At 61.3% G+C, this 21,315-nt stretch carries 14 protein-coding genes and 1 pseudogene; 9 read left to right on the forward strand and 6 right to left on the reverse strand.

Annotated elements, in window-relative coordinates:
- Positions 1–89: 89 nt before the first annotated feature.
- Both FQU74_RS17970 and FQU74_RS17975 read left to right on the forward strand, forming a co-directional pair.
- A complete protein-coding gene (locus FQU74_RS17970; protein WP_206665057.1) occupies positions 90–2,690 on the forward strand; it encodes an AAA family ATPase in 2,601 nt (866 codons plus the stop codon).
- A complete protein-coding gene (locus FQU74_RS17975) occupies positions 2,687–3,997 on the forward strand; it encodes an McrC family protein (protein WP_146287869.1) in 1,311 nt (436 codons plus the stop codon). The genes FQU74_RS17970 and FQU74_RS17975 overlap by 4 nt, the downstream gene beginning before the upstream one ends.
- 290 nt (positions 3,998–4,287) lie before the next feature.
- On the opposite strand, the gene FQU74_RS17980 is transcribed toward FQU74_RS17975, so the two are convergent.
- The 4 genes from FQU74_RS17980 to FQU74_RS17995 form a co-directional block, all read right to left on the reverse strand.
- A complete protein-coding gene (locus FQU74_RS17980; protein ID WP_146287870.1) occupies positions 4,288–6,159 on the reverse strand; it encodes a relaxase/mobilization nuclease domain-containing protein in 1,872 nt (623 codons plus the stop codon).
- On the reverse strand, positions 6,156–6,425 hold the full coding sequence (locus FQU74_RS17985; protein WP_146287871.1) for a hypothetical protein: 270 nt from the start codon (positions 6,423–6,425) through the stop codon (positions 6,156–6,158). Before FQU74_RS17985 ends, FQU74_RS17980 begins: the two co-directional genes overlap by 4 nt.
- A gap of 22 nt (positions 6,426–6,447) precedes the next feature.
- On the reverse strand, positions 6,448–6,924 hold the full coding sequence (locus tag FQU74_RS17990) for a hypothetical protein (RefSeq protein WP_146287872.1): 477 nt from the start codon (positions 6,922–6,924) through the stop codon (positions 6,448–6,450).
- Positions 6,925–7,360: 436 nt separating this feature from the next.
- Entirely contained in the window at positions 7,361–13,153 is a 5,793-nt protein-coding gene (locus FQU74_RS17995; protein WP_241659883.1) for a DUF3320 domain-containing protein, read from the reverse strand.
- 212 nt (positions 13,154–13,365) lie between these two features.
- On the opposite strand from FQU74_RS17995, the pseudogene FQU74_RS19660 reads away from it, so the two are divergent.
- Positions 13,366–13,558: pseudogene (locus FQU74_RS19660) on the forward strand (transposase); the annotation flags it as partial.
- Between the two features lie 288 nt (positions 13,559–13,846).
- Here the strand turns inward: FQU74_RS19660 and FQU74_RS18000 are convergent.
- Together FQU74_RS18000 and FQU74_RS18005 are read right to left on the reverse strand one after the other, a co-directional pair.
- Positions 13,847–15,033, reverse strand: a protein-coding gene (locus FQU74_RS18000) for an IS3 family transposase (protein WP_146287841.1) whose coding sequence is annotated in 2 segments (ribosomal slippage) — positions 13,847–14,772 and positions 14,772–15,033 — 1,188 coding nt in all. Because the reading frame shifts where the segments join, the coding sequence is not laid out codon by codon here.
- 582 nt (positions 15,034–15,615) lie between these two features.
- Positions 15,616–16,215 carry a TetR/AcrR family transcriptional regulator gene (locus FQU74_RS18005; protein ID WP_206665058.1) on the reverse strand — a complete coding sequence of 200 codons (600 nt, stop codon included), beginning with the start codon at positions 16,213–16,215 and terminating at the stop codon, positions 15,616–15,618.
- 224 nt (positions 16,216–16,439) lie between these two features.
- Here FQU74_RS18005 and FQU74_RS18010 point away from each other — a divergent pair, with 224 nt between their 5' ends.
- From FQU74_RS18010 to FQU74_RS18040, 6 genes are all read left to right on the forward strand, one after another.
- Positions 16,440–17,621, forward strand: a complete 1,182-nt coding sequence (locus tag FQU74_RS18010) for an FAD-dependent oxidoreductase (protein ID WP_158635631.1) — start codon at positions 16,440–16,442, stop codon at positions 17,619–17,621.
- Positions 17,622–17,643: 22 nt separating this feature from the next.
- A complete protein-coding gene (locus FQU74_RS19335; protein WP_158635632.1) occupies positions 17,644–17,859 on the forward strand; it encodes a DUF1127 domain-containing protein in 216 nt (71 codons plus the stop codon).
- Positions 17,856–18,260: a hypothetical protein gene (locus tag FQU74_RS18020; RefSeq protein WP_146287876.1), complete on the forward strand. Its 405-nt coding sequence runs from the start codon at positions 17,856–17,858 to the stop codon at positions 18,258–18,260. The genes FQU74_RS19335 and FQU74_RS18020 overlap by 4 nt, the downstream gene beginning before the upstream one ends.
- 597 nt (positions 18,261–18,857) lie before the next feature.
- Positions 18,858–19,745: a LysR family transcriptional regulator gene (locus tag FQU74_RS18030; RefSeq protein WP_146287877.1), complete on the forward strand. Its 888-nt coding sequence runs from the start codon at positions 18,858–18,860 to the stop codon at positions 19,743–19,745.
- Between the two features lie 92 nt (positions 19,746–19,837).
- Positions 19,838–20,641, forward strand: a complete 804-nt coding sequence (locus FQU74_RS18035) for a carbon-nitrogen hydrolase family protein (RefSeq protein WP_146287878.1) — start codon at positions 19,838–19,840, stop codon at positions 20,639–20,641.
- A gap of 11 nt (positions 20,642–20,652) precedes the next feature.
- The gene (locus tag FQU74_RS18040) at positions 20,653–21,306 is read left to right on the forward strand and encodes an RraA family protein (RefSeq protein ID WP_146287879.1); all 654 of its coding nucleotides are present in this window, start codon (positions 20,653–20,655) and stop codon (positions 21,304–21,306) included.
- The last annotated feature ends 9 nt before the right edge of the window (positions 21,307–21,315 follow it).

Below are 21,315 nucleotides of genomic sequence, written 5' to 3' on the forward strand. Positions count from 1 at the left end.
CAGATCTGGCGGCACGCCGGGCGAATGTCGTTGGTCACCATCTTATTCACGATTGCTGCGCGCATCGTTTGACTTGAGGAAGACGCACAATGACGAACTGGGAACCCTTTGAGGACCGTATCCGTGAGCTAGAGGCCAAGCGGTCGGTATCAGAGAACCGTCGATCTGTATTCGAAGTGATCAAGGCCTCACAACTCCGACCAAATCCCGAATTTTCCCCCTCACTCTATCTCGGCCCTCTGATCGACCTTCATGGCAAGTCATTGTGCCTGGAGTATACTAATGATTACCCCAACCTCTGGTTTCATTCAGACCATGCCGCGCAGTTGCGTGCAGCGGGCTTCACTCTCGAACGCAAGCCTCCTTCCGGCATTGACAGCGAAGGGCGCCACGCGGGTCTCAAAGGAAAAGGGTTTCGTGACGTTGATGCGTGGAAGCTTGGCAATCTTGATGCCGATCTGACTTTGGCGGCACTGAGTGCCCTCGGCTTGACGGGAGCCCGAGGAAGCGGCCCCACAACACCGCGGTTCCCTCGCAGCGAAGTTGAGACGGCGATGGATGCCTATGACATCTATCGCCCTAGTAAGGGTGGAGCGGACAAGGACTTTTTTGATCGCTTTGACGAGCCACGCCAGTTTTGGGTGCGCTCGACACGCCGGCGGAAGGACCCTGTCTATCCAACCAAGCCGATTGTCGGATACATCCTCAAGACCGACAATATCAACGGTGGATGGAGCCAGAAGACCAGCGCTGCGACGCGGCTTTACAACGCGGGCTATGTCATCGTGGATAGCGACAACAAGCCATCACCGCCGCCGCAGCAATTCGGACATCTAATCGACCAGGCGGATCGGATCAGGCTGTGTGCGCTCAACTACTACATCGAGCCGGCGCGCGAAGAGGGCAAAGGCGAGGTTTCAATCAGGGCCGGCGATCTTGCCACGGAAATGGGTCTGACCGCCGCCCATCCGAACATCTGTCAAGCGCTCGGCGGCGAGACTTTTCAAAAGCTGGCTCGGGTATCCCCACCCACCCACACCGAACCCAACCCGAGCAGTTCAACCGTTTTCACTTTCAAGCTTGCAGATCAGGCCAAGGCAATTTCCATGACCGACCAAACCGCAAAGAAGGCGACCGAAGCGACCAACCTGATCCTCTACGGGCCGCCCGGTACTGGTAAGACCTATCATACGGCCTGGGAGGCGGTCCGGCTTTGCCTAGGCGACGCACGCGCAGAAGAGCTGCGCGGCAATGATAAGCGCGAAGACCTGATGGCGGAGTACGAGCGTCTCGTTGAGGCCGAGAGGGTGGAGTTCGTGACCTTCCACCAGTCGATGTCCTACGAAGAGTTCGTCGAGGGATTGCGACCGACGACCGGCCGGTCTGCAGATCCTGAAGCGCCACAGGAAGAAGAGCCGACCTCAGGGTTTCGGCTTGAGCCGCAGAGCGGGATCTTCAAGCGGATCTGCGAACGAGCGGTAAATGACCGTGGCGACAGCGAGACTGGAGGTCTGGACCGGACACAAAGAATCTATCGTCTCGGCCTCACCGGTGCAGATTGGCACGCAGACTTTCGGCGTGCCATTGAAGATAGCGAAATCGTCTGGGGCTTCGGCGGCGACATCGACTGGTCATCCCCGGACTATGAGGACTGGGAGGCGATTAAACAGAAGAGGAAGGCCGAAGATCCTTCGGTCAGGGGTAATCATGCGACGGTTTACGGGACATGGCTGGTTCGCTTTTCGGCGCCGAATGATGCCTATGTCATGCTCACTGTTGGCAGAAACAAGGTTGTCGCCTTCGGACGTTTCGCTGGTGATTACCGCTTCACTCCCGCATCGGGGGGATCGGATGCAAAGCATTCGCGGCCTGTGGAGTGGATATGGAGCGATCCGGAAGGCATCGACCGTTCGACGTTCTACGATACGCCCTTCACCTCATTCCACCCAATCTACCCTCTGGAAAAGGATCAGATCAACTGGTTGGCCCTGGAAACTGCCGTTCTCGGTGCTCCGGTAAAACCGGCGGATCCGCGGCCCTATGTCCTCATCATCGATGAGATCAACAGGGCCAACATCTCAAAGGTCTTCGGGGAACTGATAACGCTCTTGGAGCCCGACAAGCGCCTCGGGAAACCGAACGTGATCCAGCTGACATTGCCCTATTCGAAGAAAAAGTTCGGCGTGCCCGCCAACCTTCACATCATCGGGACAATGAACACGGCCGACAGGTCGATCGCGCTCTTGGACACTGCGCTGCGTCGCCGCTTCACCTTCCGCGAACTGATGCCTGATCCCGAGGCGCTGAAAGCCAACGTCGATGGGATAGATCTGCAAAAGCTGTTGCGCACGCTGAACACGCGCATCGAGTATCTGTTCGACCGCGACCATCAGATCGGCCACGCCTACTTCACGGAGTGCAAGAATCGCGACGGCGTAGAGTCTGTGATGCGGCACAAGGTGATCCCGCTGCTGGCCGAGTACTTCTATGACGACTGGTCGAAGGTTGCGGCCGTTCTCGGGGACGCCAGGCAGGGCAAGGAATGCTTCCTCCTGCGCGAACCAATGGCTGCGCCGGATGGTCTTGAGGGCGAGGAATACTCCAATCCCCGGCAGCGTTGGCGCGTAAGGCCGCCTCGCGATGGCAATGGTAACGGCGGGTTCGATTTCACGGAGTTCGAGGTTAGATGACCGCCTACAGCGTGCTTGAATATCGGTCGCTCCCGCACGGTGATGAAGCTGGCGCCATTCCCGAACAACTTGCACGTCGGCTTGCGGCTGTTGCTCAGCGATCCGTCTTCGCAGGCCGTGGAGAGGGCGGTGTGCTGGAGGATCGGGCAAAGGAACTGCGCGCTCGGGGCGTGGTCGGGGTCATCGCAGCCGAAGGGTGCAGCCTTGAAATCCTTCCGAAGATCGATGTCCCGGCTGCGGAAGATACTGCCGAACAGCGGGGCGCAATCCGTAAGCGGCTGGTGCATATGCTTGCCGTTACACTCGATCTGAAGATCGAGACTGGCCGTGTGACCGAACTTGCCTGGCAAAATGAAACGCTGCTCGAGATCCTGATCCGGATCTTCTGCGACAAGCTGAACGAGGCGGTGCGCCGTGGGTTGCCGAGGCGCTACATCCTTCATGAAGACGATCTGTCAGCGCTGCGGGGCACGCTTGACGTGCCGCGCCAGTTCACCCGTCATGCTGCGAACCCCAGTCGTATCGCATGCCGCTTTGACGAGTTGTCGGACGACATCGCGCTCAATCGCATCATGAAGGCGGCGATTGCGCATCTTGCCCGCGCAACGCGGAGTGCCGCCAATATGCAGCGACTTCGTGAACTGGCATTCGTCTTTGCCGATATCACCGCCGTGCCGGAGTCGGCCTTGCCGTGGGGCGAGGTGGTGATCGACCGGACAAACCGTGCCTGGCACGATCTCTATGGCTTGGCGCAACTGCTGATCCGGAATCGCTACCAGGCGACCAACGCGGGAACAGGCCGGGGGACCGCGCTGCTTTTCGAGATGAACACCCTGTTCGAGGAATATGTCGGTCGGCTTGTGTCCCGCGCCCTCGCAGGGACGCGTCATCAGGTCAAGCTGCAAGGGGGGCGGAAGTACTGTCTGACAGGCGAGGGTGGCCAGCTCTTCCAGACCAAACCCGACATCCTGATCTCGCTGGACGGAAGGATCGTTCATGTGATCGACACCAAATGGAAGCGGATTTCCAGCCAGATCGAGGACCGCAAGCAAGGTGTGTCGCAGGTCGACGTGTACCAGATGATGGCCTACGCTCACCTCTATGAAGCGCCGCGCCTTACCCTGCTCTATCCTCATCACGCGGGGCTGTCACAGCACGACGGAGTTCAATCGCGTTTCAAGATCACGGGCCGGGAGAACATCATTGAAACGGCGAGCATCGATGTGGCGAAGGGAAGTGACGCCGATATTGTCTCGAGTCTCATGAGAATGATGATTGAAAGCGGCCAAATCGAACGGCCAGCCTGAGAAGGCCGCCTGCGTTTTCGGTCATCGGATCTGATATGAGCATAGGCTCCGCTTCGTCGGCCATCCGCCTGCGGGTCTGGACCGGCTCACCGATCATGGTCTTGTCCCGGCTCAATCGCCGGCGGCTCTGCGGGGCCTGTGATTGCGGCTGCTGGCTCCCGGTCATGTTGTCCGAGCGAGACGAGGGTAAGCTGGTGCCGCATGGCTATCCCCATGTAGTCGAGGGCAACGGTAAGTGTGCGGAGGAGAAGCTCGCCCCGAGGGGACTTTCCGCCGGTCGGCAGTAGGCCTTAGGCCATCCGGCCGCCATAGATCTTGCCGAGCGTGGGCGGTTTTGTGTCGATGAGGGCGACTTCATAGCCGCATATGCGGGCGCCCTCGTCGCGATGCGCCAGAAAGGTCATGGCCTCTGGCAGGTTCACCAGATCGCCCATCACGGCTTGGCCGCGGTTCCCTGAAGCGATCATCGGCCCGAGTATATGATCGACCGCCGTGAAAGTCAGGGCCGGGTGATCAGGACGCAGTCGCCTGCGCCGCAGGGTGGAAAGGATGGGGCCGGTGATCCTGTGCGCATCACGGGCGGGCAGGGGCTGTGCTGCGGGCCTGAGGTCGGTTCTCTTCACCGACGCGGCGCGCAAGGCGTGCCGCAGGCCTTTCAGCAGGACCCAACGATATGCGATCGGCAATTCATCAAGCTGCGCTGCAATCTTTGCCTCTGTCGCATCGGCTGTGCGCAGCAGCCTGTCCCGTTTCTCCTTTCGCGCCTGCCGGGCCGCCGTGTTCCGCTGCAGCTGTTCCGCGTGTTCGGTCAAGGCCTTGCGCTCAGGCGCCGTCAGCCCCAGCAGTCTTTCCGGGAGAGCAGTGCGATCTGCTTTTGCATGCATAGGGCGTCCGTTGAGGCTGCGAACTTTCATCCCCATTGCGTCGGCGATCATGGCCATGGTCGGTGCGATGTCCGTTTCGCCCTTCACTGCGATTTCGTCCCATCCCTGTACCTGAGCGATGATACAGGCCGCCAGACAGCTCTGCACATCCAGACCCTTACCGTTGATGGTGATCGCCCCATCCGCGTAGCGGACCCAGCCATTCCCCTCGAGGGTCACCTGAACCGTGTCGTCTGCAAATCGGATGCCGGTGATGATATCCCGGAGTTGGCGCGGCTCAAGAAGGTTCGCATGCATCCGGCTGCGCGCGCCACGCGCGATCCATGGTATCGACATAAAAAGCGAAGCCTCGTCGGCGCGCTTGCCACTCAGCCCCAGTGCCGGCGCCTCGTTCGGGTGCAGGATCTCCAATGCGTTGCAGGCCACGACAAACGGGCCAAGCCTGTCCCGCAGGCGCCCCATCGCAAGGTCAGGGCAGAGGTGGCTTGCCGCAATCGCGTCCGGGGTGCCACGGACCGCGATGACCGCACCGCGCGGAACTGCGCGATACTCCAACCCGTATGCCGCGAGACCGTCGTGCAAGGTTGGCCAGTCGGACGCGCCCGCCACGACGTCGACGATGCGCGTGATCATCCGTTCCGGCAGACGCAGATGTAGCGGCATCTGCGCGCTGCCACGTGCCGTGTCAAAGTCTGACTGCCGCGGCAATGCTCCGGCGATGCGGCGCAACTTTTTCGCCACCCAATATGCTGGTTCTTTTTGCTGCAATTTGACCTGCCGCTTCGGGCCAGTGGTATCGATGACGGCTTCAAATCTCCCGTTGTCCTGCGCCCAGCCCTGCATGACCTCGATTTCCCGGCAGGCAAGCTCGAGGCTCTTGTAGTCATTCCACAGGTTCAGAAGCCTGCCGGTGATCGGATGGACCCGGCTGAACAGAATGTGGACATGGGCGTTCCCGGTGTCGCGGTGAATACCGATCAGCGCCTCGTGCGCGTCGGCGCGCAGCCGCTTCAAGGCGTGTCTTGCGGCGGCAACGGCCTGATCGGGCGTCGGGTGTTCATCGACCTGCCAGGAGAGAACCAGATGCACAAAAGCGGTATTGGGATTTCTGCGGTGCTGCCGGCAGGTTGCAGCCATCTGTGCCGGCGCATCCGCTGGCGCGCCAGCAATCCAGTCCGCCACAAGGCCGACCGCCTTGCGCCCGATGTACCCTGCGCGGGCCCGGAGCCCGTGCCCACGTCCGTGGCGCCAGGCCCTGCGAATGACCTTTGCGATCATCCTTGCGCCCCGTCGATCATCCGCATGATCTCACCAAGGATCGATTGCCGATGCGCCGAACTGAGCGGACCGGTGAGAGTGATGCACCGCATGCGGATCTGCGCAAGGATATGCAGCGCGACGTCGAGGCGTGTCGCCGCGTCGTCGGGGTAGTCCAAATGGCGCAACAAGATGTCGCGGGCCTGGGTATTCGGTGAATGCGCCCCACGTCTTTGGGCCAGCTGCGCCAGGGCGGTCTGTTGTGCGGGCAGAATGCGGAAGGCCACCGCTTTCGTGGTCCTCCGCTGCTCAGAGCGCGGCTTCCGGTCCCCCGCTGCCATCAGGTCGCGCCGTGATGTCGGGAGACGGGCGCTCGTGGACAGGTGCAGGTGGTGCGTGCGGGGCGCTTCCCGTGGGCGTCGCAGTATCCCGGTGCGGCAATGCCCTGCCAGCAGTCATCGCCTTGGCGGCGCGCGCGGCTTTCTCCTTCTCCTTGTCCGCCTTCTTCTTCTCGGCGGCAGCCTTGGCCGCAGCCAAATACGACCTGACAGTGGCCTCGCGCAGGTTGAGATCGAAGCTCCCCAGAATCGCGACAATCTCCTTCACGGTCACGCCGCGCCTGATGGCCTGATCGAGGAACTTCGCAACGGTCGTGACCGCCTCGCGGCCGGTAATGGCGCGCTTGGGGTCAGGCTGTGCTTCGCAGATCATTCTGATCAGCTCATCAAGCGAGTCGTGCCGGAACTTCTTGCCCGGCTCGGCAGGCTTCTCGGTATCTTCCGTCATGTATCACCATAGGATTGTTTCTGGTGACCTTTACATATGACTGGAAAATCTCGTTTGAGAACAATTGTTTTGGGTTATCCACATGCTCGTGACATGGCCCGCGCCGCGCCAGACGCCGATCTTCACCTGTCAAGAGGTTCTCCACATGTTCCGCAGCTCTCTCCACATGTTTTTGCGGCTGGCCTGGCAGCGATGTGCTGAACGGACATACGACTGATGCCTGCCGGGACCGGACAGATGGACATGCGCGCGGCATGGGGAGCATCTCAAGATAGTGTGTCTGCCTGTAGCCGTTTTGGAGCCTCTCATCTCCTGCAGGGTATTTGAACGGTTAACCGTTCAGCTTTGGTCGATCGGGGTCAGCGGCTGCGATCTGATGGTAACCTTTCGACGCCGCCACCCAGGGTGTTGCCGCTCGCTCTGGATGGGCAGGGCATCATGGACTTGCGTCCAGACCAGCCTGCCAGGCCCGGCAATGCCCGAGATACTCGCGGGCATCCTTGCTCAGCCTTGCGATTCCGCAGAGGCGCGCGAGCTCCAGCTCTGGATCCTCTGATGATGCAAGCCTCTGTGCATGCACGTCGATCAGGGCAGCAATCTCCGTGCGCGATATGTCGCGCAGGGCACGCTCCCCCATGCCGCGGAACGGGATGCGATCCACGATACTGCCCTTGGCCCAGACAAACCGCACACCGTCTTCATCCGCCAGATCGAAGGCCGAATGCAATTCTGCGATCCGGGCCTGAATGCGGCCACCGGTGCGCTGCCAGCCATGACGTTGCGCAACCATGCGGGCAAGGTTCGCCTCGGTGAGTGGGGCATTCTCAGCGACGATCTGGTGCAGCAACGCAAGCAATGTTGGCGTATAGTCTGCATCGAAGAACCGCTCAGGACTGACCGTGCCTTGTGCGGCTCTGGTGGTCGCGTCCAATAGGGCGGACGCGTCGATCGGAGCGGACGCGAAGTGCGGGGTATCATCATGAGGAATGCTTTCCATTGCCGACATGACCTGCGCCTCGTCTACCACATCTGCGATCTTCTGAACGGCCTCGGCCCGCAGGGCGCGATCAGATTCCAGTGCAGCGCGAAGCTGACCGTCGATCCGCTCCAGTGTGGCCTGGGGTGCGCGGAACCAGTCGGTCGACCAGATGCGCAGGATGGTCCATCCCAGCCCTTCCAGCACCGCTTGCCGGATGCGATCGCGGTCGCGCGCGGTAGCAGAAGAGTGATAGCGCGCACCGTCACACTCCACCCCGGCCAACCAGACGCCAGCATGATCTGGATGACGCACGCCAAGATCGATGCGGAAGCCCGAGACGCCGATCTGGCTGTGAACCTCCCATCCTTTCAGGGCCAGCGCATCGCGCACGGCTTCCTCGAACGGCGATTCAACGGGGCCAAGCGAACCGCTGTCCTGTGCGGCCAGCGCGACCGCCCCACGGTTGGCGAAATCGAGGAAGGCCTTGAGATCGGCCACCCCGCGGCCGCGGGCGCGACCGATGTCGATCTGGTCGGCTGTGACCGACGAAAACACATGCAGTTCCGACCGCGCACGGGTGACTGCCACGTTCAGCCGCTTTTCGCCGCCATCACCATTCAACGCGCCGAAGTTCATCGTCAGCTTGCCTGCCTGATCGGGTCCGAAGGTGATCGAGAACAGCATCACGTCCCGCTCGTCGCCCTGGATATTCTCGAGGTTCTTTACGATCAGCGGCTCCTCACGTTCATCCGAGAAGAACCATTCGAAATCAGGGGTCGCCTTGCGCTCGGCATCAAGAAGATCGAGGATCAGCCCCTGCTGCTGCGCGTTGAAGGTGATGACGCCTAGGGTGGGGCGGCAATCCTCCGGGAGTTTCAGCCATTCGTTCAACCGCTTGCGGATGAACGTGACGATCGCGCGTGCCTCGTCGGGGTTGGTGCGCCCTTGGCCGCGCATGTAGGTGCCCGCGACCTTGTGCAGACGCACCGCCTGTCCCGAGGCATCTGGCGAAGGGAAGGTGACCAGACCGCCATCATAGTAGAAATGGTTGGAAAAGGCGATCAACGCCTCGTCCCGGCTGCGGTAGTGCCAGTTGAGCCGATGCGTCGGGATGCCGGCGGCCGACACTTCGTCGAGGATCGAAGGCATGTCCTTCTCGAATTCCTCTACGCCGGGCATGTCGTCAGATGCATCCTCGCTGCGCCCGAAGAAGTTTGTGGGCGGCAGCTGCTTGGGGTCGCCCACAATAATCGCCTGCCGCCCGCGCGCGATTGCGCCGATCGCGTCCCAGGTCGAGATCTGCGAGGCCTCGTCGAAGATGACCAGATCGAACTGCGCCTGTCCGGCGGGCAGATACTGGGCCACCGAAAGCGGCGACATCAGAACGCAGGGGGCAAGTTTTCCGAAGGTTGTGGGCATGTCGCCGATAAGGCTGCGGATCGCCTTCGTCGGGCGTTGCAGTCCAAGCTGATGGCGCAAACCACCGAGTTCAGAGTTCCGTGGAACGTCGTCTCGGCGGGGGAGATCGTTTCCTAGCCGGCGCATCACCTCCGAGGATGCAAGGCGCGCCATCGCATCATCCAGTTCGCGGAACCTGCGGATCAAGGCGTCGTGCTGCCAGTGGGAAAAACCGCGCAGACAAGGCTCGGCATCCATCGCAAGGCGTAGCCACCATGCCATGTAGGCCTGCTCAAATGCTACGGCGGTATCGGCGAGGTCCGCCTTCGCTTCTAGCGCACTGACCAGCGGTTCGAGACCCGCTGCGATCGCCCGCGCGCGGCTGTCGCGCCATTTCAACCAGTCGCTGAATCTGTGTTGCAAGGACTCTAGCCCTCGCAGCAGGTCTGCGGCTTCTGGCCCAGGATCGCCCCCAAGTTCTTCGAAGCGCGCGCGCGCCGCCGTGACCATGGCATCGGCGGTTTGCAGCGCGGCCAGGAGCGGTGCGAGGTCGCCACCTGCGGCCGCTGCAAGCACAGGGCGATGTGCCTCGAGCCGGGCAGCCGGAATTCCTGCACCCTGGAGATGACGCTCAAGCGCAAGGAAGGCTTCGGCGGCGTCCAGCTCGGCCCGAAGCTGTTGAAGGTCGCTGCCTTCCTCGGCGAAGCCCGGTACGACACGCAGCGGAGATGCGGCGATATCTGCAAGGGCCCTGCGCAGTTGCTTGAGTGCCGACAGATCGCGCGCCGGGTCCGCTTTGCCTGTGCTGGCATAGGTCTGCAACAGCTTGGTCACCTTGCCTTTCGCCATGCCGGCAAAAGGCCAGGATTTCGCTTGAGCCTCGCGCCACTGCAGCTCCAGCGCATCCAGCGGCATGTCGGGCAGACCGCTGTCTGGATACTGTGCAGCAAGCGTGGCGCGGGCTGCCTTGGCCTGTGCGATTGTGGCCTCAAGCGCGTCCACGCCCAGTCTGAGGGCGGCAAGCGATGTCAATGCCTCTTCTGATACTCTGGGCTTGCCCAGACGTTGATCCGCAAGCCATACCAGCGCTGCCGCGACACCGGGTGCGTCGGCTTCGTCGGGACGCAGGCCAAGTCTTTCGCCCAAGCGGTGCCGTGCCATCCGTGCCTCGGTCATAGACTGGCGCAAGGACTTGGCGGCTTCCAGATAGTTGTCCTGCCAGCCGAAGGACCACTCCCCCCGATCCAGCAGCGACAGCGGTCCTTGCGGGTCAAGGTCGGCAACGATGCCATGGCGCGTGCCAAGTTCTGCCGCCAATCCGCGCAAGTGCCGCCAGCTTGCCTGATCATGGCAGTCCTTGTTGTCGAAGTGCAGCGCAAACCCTGGAACACCACCCGCCACTTTACCGATGGCCTGATAAACGCTGAAACCCTGCGTGCCCGGACGATGCAGGGCATCGACATAGGCGTTGAGCTCATCTCGGGTCAGGCGCAAATCCTCCGCAATGCGTACCCACTCTTGCGCCGAGGCTTCAGTGGCGCGCTCCCAGGAGCGGCCAAGCTGCGCCAGCACCTTCTTGCGATCCGCCTTGTTGGAGTGCAACTCCAGAACCGCGTCGCCAAGGCCATGTCGCTCCAGTCGCCGATGCACCACATCAAGTGCCGCCGACTTTTCGGCTACGAACAGCACGGTCCGACCCCGGCCCAATTGATCGGCGATGATGTTTGTGATCGTCTGGCTCTTGCCGGTGCCGGGCGGGCCAATCAGCACGAAGTCATGCCCCGCGCCTGCCGCCAGAACCGCCGCCAGTTGTGAACTATCCGCCGGCAGCGGCGCCAGGATGTCTGCCGGGGCATGCTTGCGGTCAACGTCTGCCGGACGGGGAAGCGGATTGCGGCTGCCCGGGAAGACTTCGGTCGGATTATCGACAAGATGCGCAACCAGCCGACTTTCGCGCAGGCTATCGGTGCGATCCACCAGGTCTTTCCACATCAGGTACTTTGCGAAGGAGAAGGTCGAAAGCGCGAACTCTTCGACGACCTCGAACCCCGCTACATCGCGCACGCGCTGGCGCAGGATCTCCATGATGCGATAAATGTCGATGCCACTTTCATCGCGGGGCAAATCGCCTTCAAGTTCGGGAATTCGCAGCTCGAAATCCCGTTTCAGCAGCTCCAGAAGAGTGGAGTTGATGCGAACCTCATCTTCAAGTTGGCTCAACCGGAACTCCGACTGGGCCGAGCGCCGCTCGAGCTTCGCTGGCAACAGAATGAGGGGTGCGCGATAGGTTCGCGTGTCGCCCTCGGTACGTTTCCAGCGCAAGAAGCCCACTGCCAGAAAAAGCGTGTTCGTTCCGCCCTCGGCGAGGTCGCTGCGTGCCTTCCTGTAAAGCTCTGTGAGACGGGTCGTCATGTCGCGCGACGTCAAAGGTACCGCAATCTGCCCGCGATCAAAGGCGTCACGGGCCAGATCTATTTCGATCTGGCGTGCCTCTTCGGGCGGCAGGTCGCGCCCAGTTGTCGCGTTTTCGTCCTTCAGCGCAAGAAGCCGAAACTGCTCGCCATCCGCCAGCCTGTCCTCGGCGCGAGAGATGTCAGGGCAGAGCATTGACACCGCGCCCTTGGTGTCGCGGAAGTTCAGCAACCGATTGCTGAGCGACAGATCGAGAAGTTTGCGTTGCCAGCGCTCGATACGCCCAAGCGCGGTAGTTGGCGTCTCATCGGTTATTTCGCCGGGCAGCAGCCCGAGATCGAGCGGTCGGGGCAGCGCGGCCGGCGCTGCGGTGATCGCATCTGCTGGGGCGCTCTCGATCTGGCGATGGCTGGCCAGCGGGCGGATGCGCGCCGCACGGGCGCGGTTGATGTCCACCGCCTCAACGAATTCGGCCTCTCGCGCCTCGGACAGGCGATCCCTGCCTGCATCCACGGCCTGTTGAAAGCCTATGGCGGGACGCTTGGTGACAAGTGTGGTTTCGAGCGGCACAAATTCGCGCGCGACCGAAGCCTTGCGCACCGTAACCACGTCAGTCTCGACCAGCCTGCCGAAGTCCTTCTTGATCAGCCAGACGCCTACCCAGGCATGGCCCTGTGAGAACAGCACCGCAGCATTCAGCCCGGCTGCCTCAAAAGCCGCTGCCAGCAGCAGGGTGCTGTCAAGGCAGGTGGCGAGGCCCTCGGCGCATATGCGTTCAGGGTCGCGCACTTTCTGCCCGATACGCTCGAACGAAGCGGGTGGAACGGCATAGGACAGGCCAAGCCCGGTCGCGGCGGACCAGATAGCACCGGCGAGCATCCAGACCCGGCCCGCATCTCCAGTTTGATAGCCGTCAATCGCACCAGATTGTCCTGCTGCTTCCAGAAGCCGCGATGCTTCTTTCAGGATGCGAGCGACGTAGGGTTGATTGGGCGACACATAGGCCGCGAGGATGTTGTCCATTTCAGCCAGCCCGCCCCACTCGTCACGGGCAAGCATCTCGATCGGGTGCATGACAGTCACATCTTCCAGCCCGTCCGCCGACAAGTGAAACGCAAGCTGGCCGAATTCGGCCTCGTCAAGCCCGCTGAGCATGACGGGGTCAAGCGGGGTTTCAAGATCACTGATCCGTACGCTGCTGCCCGCGGCGATCCGGTCGATGACCCAGGTCTTTTCGCGCCGGATTGCCGGGCGAGCAGTCAAATGGAGGCGAACACCTTCGACGACATCAGGGCCGAGATTTTCGATGCTCAGTTCCTTGATGACCGCGACACCGTTTTGCGCCGTCGCGAAGTTGACCTTGGCCGCCGCAGATATGTGCAAAACAAGTCCGCTGGCTTGGACGGCATCGACCATAGGAATCAGGTCAAGATCTTGCATGACGAATCTCTTGAAAAACAACGTGTCCCGGAATGCCTGTCAGAAGAGCCGGTCCTCATGATGTCATGCAGATGGCGGCAATGTGACGAGATGATCATGTGTGTTTTGGGTCGATCCCGGTATCGGTTTCCTCGGCCCGTTTAGACCAGCCACTGAGGCGCCCCTAGATTTATAGACACGTTGCCCCCTTGCTTTGAGGCTGGGAGGCCGAGATGGGGACAAGTTACTACTGCGACGAGTTCAAGCGTGATTTGGAGCAGCAGATCACGGTTCGGGGGTACCTTGTCAGCGAGGCTGCCCTGCGTTTGGGGGTGAGTTCGCGTTCCCTATACAAGTGGCTGAAGCTGTTTGGAGAACCGATGGCTAAAGCGCGAGCTGGCGCGAGTGACCGAGGAGCGCGATATATAAAAACTGTCACGGGCCGCGGCCCGCCTGTGCGCGGTATAAACGGCCGTGCTGCGCTTGATGGCCTGAAGGGCCGTTGTCGATTGCTTCTTGTCCGTTGAGCTATGTTCGGAAGAACCGAAAAGATGGAAAGCAGGAGAACGCAAACATCCGGTTCCTCCTAGGGACAGAAAAAAGAAGAGAACGGCCAATCGCCCCCGGGAAGGAACAGAAAAGAAAGAAAGGCATCGCCTCCTGAACAGAAGTTGAAAACAGGAAAACAGTCGTGACTGCTCTGCCCCCCGGAGCTCATCCAGCTGAAACCAGAGCCGGCTGGTGACAATTGCCCGCTTGTGCGGAGGGGGCAATGGGCGAACGGCGGAACGCTTCCGTTTCGTGGAGCCGATCGCCCATTGCGGCGAGTAGGGCGGCATAGGCCGCGGGGGTCTGGTAACCCAAGGCCGAATGAGGCCTTTCAGCGTTGTAGTCGGCCACCCAGGCGGCGATGACGCTGCGGGCGTGGTCGAGGCTGAAGAACAGCGTCTCGTTCAAGAGCTCGTCGCGCATCTTCGAATTGAAGGCCTCGCAGATCCCGTTCTGCATCGGCTTTCCCGGCGCGATGAAGTGCCAGGGCACGCCCGTATCCTCGCTCCAGGCCAGTATCGCGTTGGAGGTGAACTCGGTCCCGTGGTCGGAGACGATCAGGCCGGGCTTGCCGCGCCGGGCGATCAGCGCCGTCAGTTCCCGCGCCACGCGGCGGCCCGAGATCGAGGTGTCGACCACGGCCGCCAGACATTCTTTCGTGACATCGTCGATCACGTTGAAGATCCGGAACCGCCGCCCCTGGGCGAACTGGTCATGCACGAAGTCGACCGACCAGCGCGCGTTCGGCGCGGCCACCGTCAGGAGCGGCGCCCGCGTGCCCGTCGCCTTCTTCCGTCCCCGTCGCTTGCGCACCGACAGGCCCTCCTCTCGGTAGAGCCGCTGGGTCTTCTTGCGGTTCACGACATGGCCCTCCCGACGCAGCAGAACATGCAGCCGCCGGTAGCCGAACCGGCGCCGCTCGGATGCCCGCGCCCGCAGGCGCTCGCGCAGATCGTGATCGTCGGGGCGTCGGCCGCGGTATCGGATCGAGGTCCGGTCCGTGCCGATCACGGAACACGCCCGCCGCTCGCTCATCTCGTGGCACTCCACGAGGATCGCGACGGCTTCGCGCCTAGCGGCGGGCGTCACCACTTTCGCGACAGGAGGTCCTTCAGCGCAGCCTGGTCGAGCAGCGACTCCGCCAAGAGCCGCTTCAGCCGAGCATTCTCCTCTTCCAGCGCCTTCAGCCGCTTCGCGTCCGACACCTCCATCCCGCCGAACTTGGCTTTCCAAGTGTAGAACGTCGCGCTGCTGATCCCGTGACGCCGGCACAGCTCCGCCGTCTTCGCACCCGCCTCCTGCTCCCGCAGGATGCAGATGATCTGCTCTTCCGTGAACTTCGATCGCTTCATCGTCCGGTCCTCTCCTTGGGCCGGACTCTAGCATCAGATGGAGGAGTTATCGGGGGTCAGAGCAGCCCCAACATGGGCATCGGCGGCGTTACACCCGCCATGAAACTGAAAATGGCCGCGTGAGTTCTACGGTCGTGCCCCGCTAAAATGGAGAGGATTACCGGTGGGGAATGTGAAGGCGCTGCTGGAGAGGGTGGTGGGGTACGGTGACGTTGGGTGGTTGGACTGTCGTTGGTGGCAACTCTGCAACGCCTTGTCGCTATCGTTGGATTGCAAGGCAACGGCGACTCTCGCGCCTGCCCGGTCGGGCTGCCGCGCATCGTGTGCGCAGAACGTCGCATCGAAGTCTGGCGATCTGAATGGAAAACTGACTTGCCGCAATACGGGACTAGATCGCACGGGACGACGCGGCTCAGCCCCTGGAAATGACTTGGCAGTGCGCGCGCGCCGTTCTTGTCCGCACAGAAATCAATCGCCGTGCTCTAGGATCAGAAGGTGGGGCTGTCGGGGAACATGGTGGCATCTGCGAGCGAATCCTGAGGTGCATCTGACGTCTCCAAAGCCATCGAAGCTGGCCCCTCATCAGCTCACAGCAGTTTCCCCCTTATCCCCTGCGATATCCCCGAAGGCGAGCGTCTGCAGGGTTTGCCCGATCAAGCTGACAATCTGTTGCCGTGTCAGTGCAACGAGTGGAGGCAGCTTCAGGATATAGCGCCCGAGCGCTACGCCAAGCAGAAGGCTGGAGATCAGCGCCGCCCGTGTGGGGATTTGGTCGGCGGGCAGATAGGTGCGCAGGAAGGGAGCGACCTGCTTGCCAAAGATTTCGCGCATGCGCTCGGCCGCGAGTTCATTCGATGAGGCCGAGCGCAGAAGAACGGGCAGACCTCCGGCGCGTTCACCCTCCCAGACATCCAGAAAGTGACCGGCAAGGGTTTGACCCAACTCCGAAGTGGCGATCGGCGGCAACGCCTCGAGACCCAGAGAGAAATCGGCCGACTGCACGAAGAGAGCCTCTTTCCCGCCGAAGTAGCGCACGACCAGTGCTGGATCGGCCCCCGCCTCGGCGGCGATATCGCGCACGGTGGTGCGGTCAAAGCCGTTCTGCGCAAAGAGCGTACCTGCGGCGGTCAGGATCGCAAGCCTTGTGCGATCAGATTTCTTGAGCTTTTGGGGTTCCTGCACGGGTATATCTCCTTTGGTCGTCTGGACCATCGCCTGCCGGGTTGGAAAAATCAACAGTCATTGACAAAAATCCTGCACGTCATGTATATCAACAATCGTTGACTTTATGATTCGAAACGCGTCCGAGCTTCCTTCACCGACTTCACGTTCATGGCGCGGCCAGCGAGGCGGCGAACGGCGGGGGCATGCTCAGACACATCCGGACCTGTCCAAAGGAGGCTGACATGCTGGACGAAAAGACAGACGTACTCGTGGTTGGTGCCGGCCCGGTTGGGATGGCCGTTGCCATCACGCTTGCAGACCGTGGCCTGCGCCCGATGATCGTCGAGCGCGCGGCAGCCCATCAGACGACCTCGCGTGCGGCGGTCATCCACGCCCATACGCTCGACATTCTTGACCGGATGGGCGTTGGGGCGTCGATGCGGGCCGAGGGGCGCCTGATCCAGAAGTTCGTGATCCACGACCGCGACCGCGACCTTGCGAAGTTCAGTTTTGCGAACCTGCCCGGCAAGAACACATCGCTTCTCATGCTGGGGCAGGACAGGACCGAAGCCATCATGCTTGCGCGCCTTGCCGAACTCGGAGTGCGTATCGCTTGGGGCGCTACCTTCACCGAAATGACGGATATGGGGGATCGCGTCGTGGTCGACTTGCAGACAGCGGATGGGTTGGCCCGCGTCACGGCAAGCTACGTCGTTGGTGCGGACGGGATGCACAGCGCGGTCCGCAATGCATGCAATATCCCCTTCGAAGGAGAGCAGTATGCCGAGTCCTTTGTCCTTGCTGATGTTCACATCGCTGGGGCCGAGGCAAGGGATGAGGTCTCGTTCTTTTTCTCGCCTGCCGGGTTAATGGTCGCTGCACCTTTACCGGGCGGACGGTTCCGGATCGTGGCGACGGTCGATGCCGCACCCGAGCGCCCGGATGAGGCGCTGATCCAGTCGCTGATCGATACGCGGGGACCGACGAGGCCCAAACTCGGCCGTGTGAGCAATGTGACCTGGGCCTCACGCTTCCATGTGCATCACCGGTTGGCGCGCAGCTACCGGAAGGGGAGGGTGTTCATCGCCGGCGACGCAGCCCACGTCCACAGCCCGGCCGGTGGCCAGGGTATGAACACCGGTATCGTTGACGCCTATACGCTGGGTCGTCTGCTCGCCGATGTTCTTCTGGGCCGCGCGGAGGAGCAAAGCCTCGCGACGTACGAAGCATTGCGTCGACCGGCGGCGGTTCAGGTGCTCAGGCTTGCCGGGCGCATGACAGACGCGGCTACGGTGCGTTCACCCCTGCGTCGTCGACTGCGAAATGCGGCACTTTCGACGCTCACACGGATCGGCGTCGTCCGGCGCCGTATCGAGATGGAGCTGTCGGGACTGGCCCGCGAGGCCCTTACCATCAGTGACTGAGCCCATGGAGAAGGAACTGAAAATGGCAAGCCAACTTCTTACCGCCCCGACCTTGACCGCGTCGAAAGGGGCGTGGCCCCTGATGGACAGCTTTGCGGGCTTCTTGGCGCGTCGCCAGTCCGCGCGCGATCTTGGCCGGCTCGAGCCGCGCCTTTTGCGTGACGTCGGCCTACCCGAGGATCTCGCGCATCTGGCGCCCGCAGACTTGTGGGCTTGGCTGAAGGAGGAAGGGCTATGACGGTCCGCTCCGAACGCTCGGCACAGTGGGCGCAAGGCATGATAGCGGCACCCTTCCTGATCCTTGGCAGTTGGTGCCTGCTCTTTCCCGGTCAGGTCGAGGCCTTGGGCTTCTTGCCAGAGCACTATATCGGCACCCAGGCCTCGCGGATCCTGATGGGCTGCTTCGGCGCACAGGCCATTCTCTCTGGCATCTTCGCCACATTCAGCCGGTTCACACGGGCGACCTTCCTCGCCTATGGCCTCGCGCTCTTGCCGTTCTTCTGGTTCAACGCCCAGTTCACGTTGATAGAGCCAGTCTTCAGCAGGCTTATGCTGATCGACTTTCTCGCAAACGTCGTGATGCTCGGCTTCTGCATGGTCGGATGGTGGGCACTTTCGCCGTGCAAGACCAATCGCTGAGCCAAATGCAGCGCAAATGACCGCCCGAGGCCGCTTGATCGGGCGATCAACCGACAATCACCGGATTGGACAAGATGAACCAAAGCCTTCCGATCATTGGCCTGCTTTTCGTCTCGGCATGTTGGACCTGTCGCGTATTTGTGCCGCCAGTCATCAGTCGCTCCGCGACATCGCTGCCGAGCTGACAGCAAGCGGAATTCGAACCCGACGTGGCGGGAGGTGACAGGTCTCGAATGTGAAGGCGCTGCTGGAGAGGGTGGCGGGGTGAAGAACAACGAACGGGTCTCGCAATTGCGGCATCCAGGATTTCTAGGGCTTCCGCAGTCTGCTCGCTACGGTACGTACACGACTAGGCCGTCCGGCAGGCGTCAGAAATGGGCTGCCCCGGGCTCCAGGGTAGATACAGTTTCTAACGAACTGCGCCGCAAGTGCCCTCGCTGTAACGGGAATTTTTCTCACCTCCAGCTTAGTGTGGGACCAAGATGAGCCGCAAATCCCGCCTTTAGCAATCAAGCAAAACGGTTCCACAGTCGCTGATCGAGCAACTGGCAGTGAACTCCCTTGCCACTTCCGGGCATCTTCGGTCAGTTTGGCCATATGAACCTTCGATTCATCGAGACATTCCTCTGGGTCGCGCGTCTTGGTAGCTTTCGTGCCGCGGCAGAGCGGTTGAATACCACCCAAGCTGCGGTGTCGAACCGGATCGCCTCGCTTGAAGCTGATCTCGGGCAAGAGTTGTTCGAGAGGATGCCGGGCGGTGTACGCCTGTCCGCGGTAGGGCAGCGTGCCATTGTACCCGCCGAGGACCTTATGCGCAGTGCGATGGAGTTCCGCGTCGCGGTTGGCCGGTCCGAGCAACTGCGGGCAACTGTTCGCATCGGAACAATTGACAGTATTGTCCACAGTTGGCTGCCACAGTTCATCGAGCGGGTGCGTGAACAGTATCCGGGTCTGACGCTTGACCTTGATGTGGATACGTCGCGCGGGATCGCCCGCGAAATCATGGAGCGCCGCATCGACCTTGCGCTCCTTATGGGCCCGGTGCTTGAGCCCGGTCTGCGCAGCGTAGATCTGGGCCAGATGGATTGCGCTTGGGTCGCAGCACCTAAATTTGGGCTGGGGGGGCGAAAGATTGGGCTTGAAGATCTTGTTGACCTGCCAATTCTCACCTTCTCCAGAAACAGCGATCCCCACATCTGGCTGGTGCGACAGTTCGAAGAGTTGCGCCTGCGACAGCCGGCCATATCAAACTCGAATTCGCTATCGGCCGTCTTGCGGCTCGCCATCGAAGGGGTGGGCATCGCGCTCGTGGCAAAACCGGTAGTTGCCCAAGCTCTGGCAAATGGCACTTTGCAACTGCTGGATGTGACACCGCCATTCCCGCCGCTTACCATGCACGCGGTCTTCGCTGATCACGGTGACAACGTCATTCCTTCCGCCTTGTCGGAAGTTGCGGCCCTCGCCGCGTTTGAGGCACAAGGGTGATAATTTTTTCTTGTGCATCACAACAAATATTTGTCGTTTGCTCAAAACGGCGCGGGGAGTGAGCCTGAGGTTAGGAAACTCAGGAGGCTCGAATGAGAGTTAGCATGGTCCAGATGAATTCCGCCGATGACAAGTCGCGGAATCTGGATGTGGCAGAGGAACTGACACGCAATGTCGTGGCTGTAGAGCAGCCTGACCTCGTGATCCTGCCAGAGTATTTTGCCTTTCTTGGCGAGGGGCGTGATGCAATCCACGCCAATGGAGAGGTGTTCCCCGATGGTCCTACCTATCAACGCTTCTCGGCTCTGGCGAAGGAACTGGGGGTGACACTGCACCTCGGAACCATGGTCGAAAAGGCGGGTAATGGACATTACAACGCCACCCTCGTCTTCGGTCCGGACGGCTCGGAAATTGCGAAATACCGCAAGATACATCTATTTGATATCGATGTGCCTGGTGGCATGTCCTACCGCGAGTCGGATACGATCAGCCGCGGCGAACAGGTCGTGACCTACAAGGTTGGGGACGCCACGGTTGGTTGCGCGATCTGCTATGATATCCGCTTTCCGGAGCTTTTCCGCGCGCTTCGTGACAAGGGCGCCGACGTGATCGTTCTGCCGGCAGCCTTCACGCTGATGACCGGCAAGGATCATTGGGAAGTGCTCGCCCGGGCGCGCGCCATCGAAACGCAGACATACTTGGTCGCAGTCGGACAGACAGGCGCACATGCTGGCGGCAAGAAATGGTGCTGGGGGCACTCAATGGTGATCGATCCCTGGGGGCATATGGTCGCCCAGTGCTCCGATGGAGAGGGAACCGCGACTGCCGTTATCGACCTGGCGCGGGTCGAGGCCGTGCGCGTCGATGTACCACTCGCCAGCCACCACGTTCTGTGAGGGGACACGCGATGTTCACTGTCAATCCGATGCCGAAACAGATCGAACCGGCGCTTATCTCCCGGATGGAGCGTGTCGAGACCGCAACCATTGGGCACTTCCTGCACTCTGGCTTTCTTGACCGGGAACTGCGCGCGGTCCTTCCGGAAAAACGCGTTGGCGGAACGGCCGTCACAGTTCGTCTGCCCCATGCAGACTCGACCATTCTGCACTACCTGACCAAGTTGGTTCGTCCTGGCGACTTCATTCTCGTGGACCGATGTGGTGACACCAAGCATGCCTGCTGGGGCGGGGTTGTGACCCATGCGATGAAACTCGGGGGCATCGTCGGTGCCGCCATCGACGGTCCAGCGACCGATTTCTCAGAGATCCGGCGCGTGGAATTGCCGATGTGGTGCCGCGGACCGGCACCAATCACCACCAAGATCCTTGGCCTCGAAGGGGCGATCAACGTGCCAGTGAGCATCGGTGGTCAGATGGTCAATCCGGGAGATGCCGTCATTGCGGATGAGAGCGGGGTTGTCGTCCTTTCCCAGAACCAGGCCGAATGGGCGGTCGACAAGGCGCTTGCAATGCAAGAGGCCGAGCTTGTCTTGCTTGAGCGTCTGCGCAAGGGCGAGAAATTGCCCGACATTTCAGGTGCGACAAAGCTGGTCGAGGCATGAACAAATACT

Origin of the sequence: Gemmobacter aquaticus (assembly GCF_007859075.1) — a bacterium.
In the GTDB taxonomy this organism is placed as follows: domain Bacteria; phylum Pseudomonadota; class Alphaproteobacteria; order Rhodobacterales; family Rhodobacteraceae; genus Gemmobacter; species Gemmobacter aquaticus.

What these genes read in the sequence shown, in the direction of transcription:
- FQU74_RS18020 (WP_146287876.1), top strand. Translation starts at nt 17,856, where the DNA reads ATGACGGTCCGCTCCGAACGCTCGGCACAGTGGGCGCAAGGCATGATA.
- FQU74_RS17970 (WP_206665057.1), top strand. Translation starts at nt 90, where the DNA reads ATGACGAACTGGGAACCCTTTGAGGACCGTATCCGTGAGCTAGAGGCC.
- FQU74_RS17990 (WP_146287872.1), bottom strand. Translation starts at nt 6,924, where the DNA reads ATGACGGAAGATACCGAGAAGCCTGCCGAGCCGGGCAAGAAGTTCCGG.
- FQU74_RS18040 (WP_146287879.1), top strand. Translation starts at nt 20,653, where the DNA reads ATGTTCACTGTCAATCCGATGCCGAAACAGATCGAACCGGCGCTTATC.
- FQU74_RS17980 (WP_146287870.1), bottom strand. Translation starts at nt 6,159, where the DNA reads ATGATCGCAAAGGTCATTCGCAGGGCCTGGCGCCACGGACGTGGGCAC.
- FQU74_RS18010 (WP_158635631.1), top strand. Translation starts at nt 16,440, where the DNA reads ATGCTGGACGAAAAGACAGACGTACTCGTGGTTGGTGCCGGCCCGGTT.
- FQU74_RS19335 (WP_158635632.1), top strand. Translation starts at nt 17,644, where the DNA reads ATGGCAAGCCAACTTCTTACCGCCCCGACCTTGACCGCGTCGAAAGGG.
- FQU74_RS17975 (WP_146287869.1), top strand. Translation starts at nt 2,687, where the DNA reads ATGACCGCCTACAGCGTGCTTGAATATCGGTCGCTCCCGCACGGTGAT.
- FQU74_RS17995 (WP_241659883.1), bottom strand. Translation starts at nt 13,153, where the DNA reads ATGCAAGATCTTGACCTGATTCCTATGGTCGATGCCGTCCAAGCCAGC.
- FQU74_RS18035 (WP_146287878.1), top strand. Translation starts at nt 19,838, where the DNA reads ATGAGAGTTAGCATGGTCCAGATGAATTCCGCCGATGACAAGTCGCGG.
- FQU74_RS18030 (WP_146287877.1), top strand. Translation starts at nt 18,858, where the DNA reads ATGAACCTTCGATTCATCGAGACATTCCTCTGGGTCGCGCGTCTTGGT.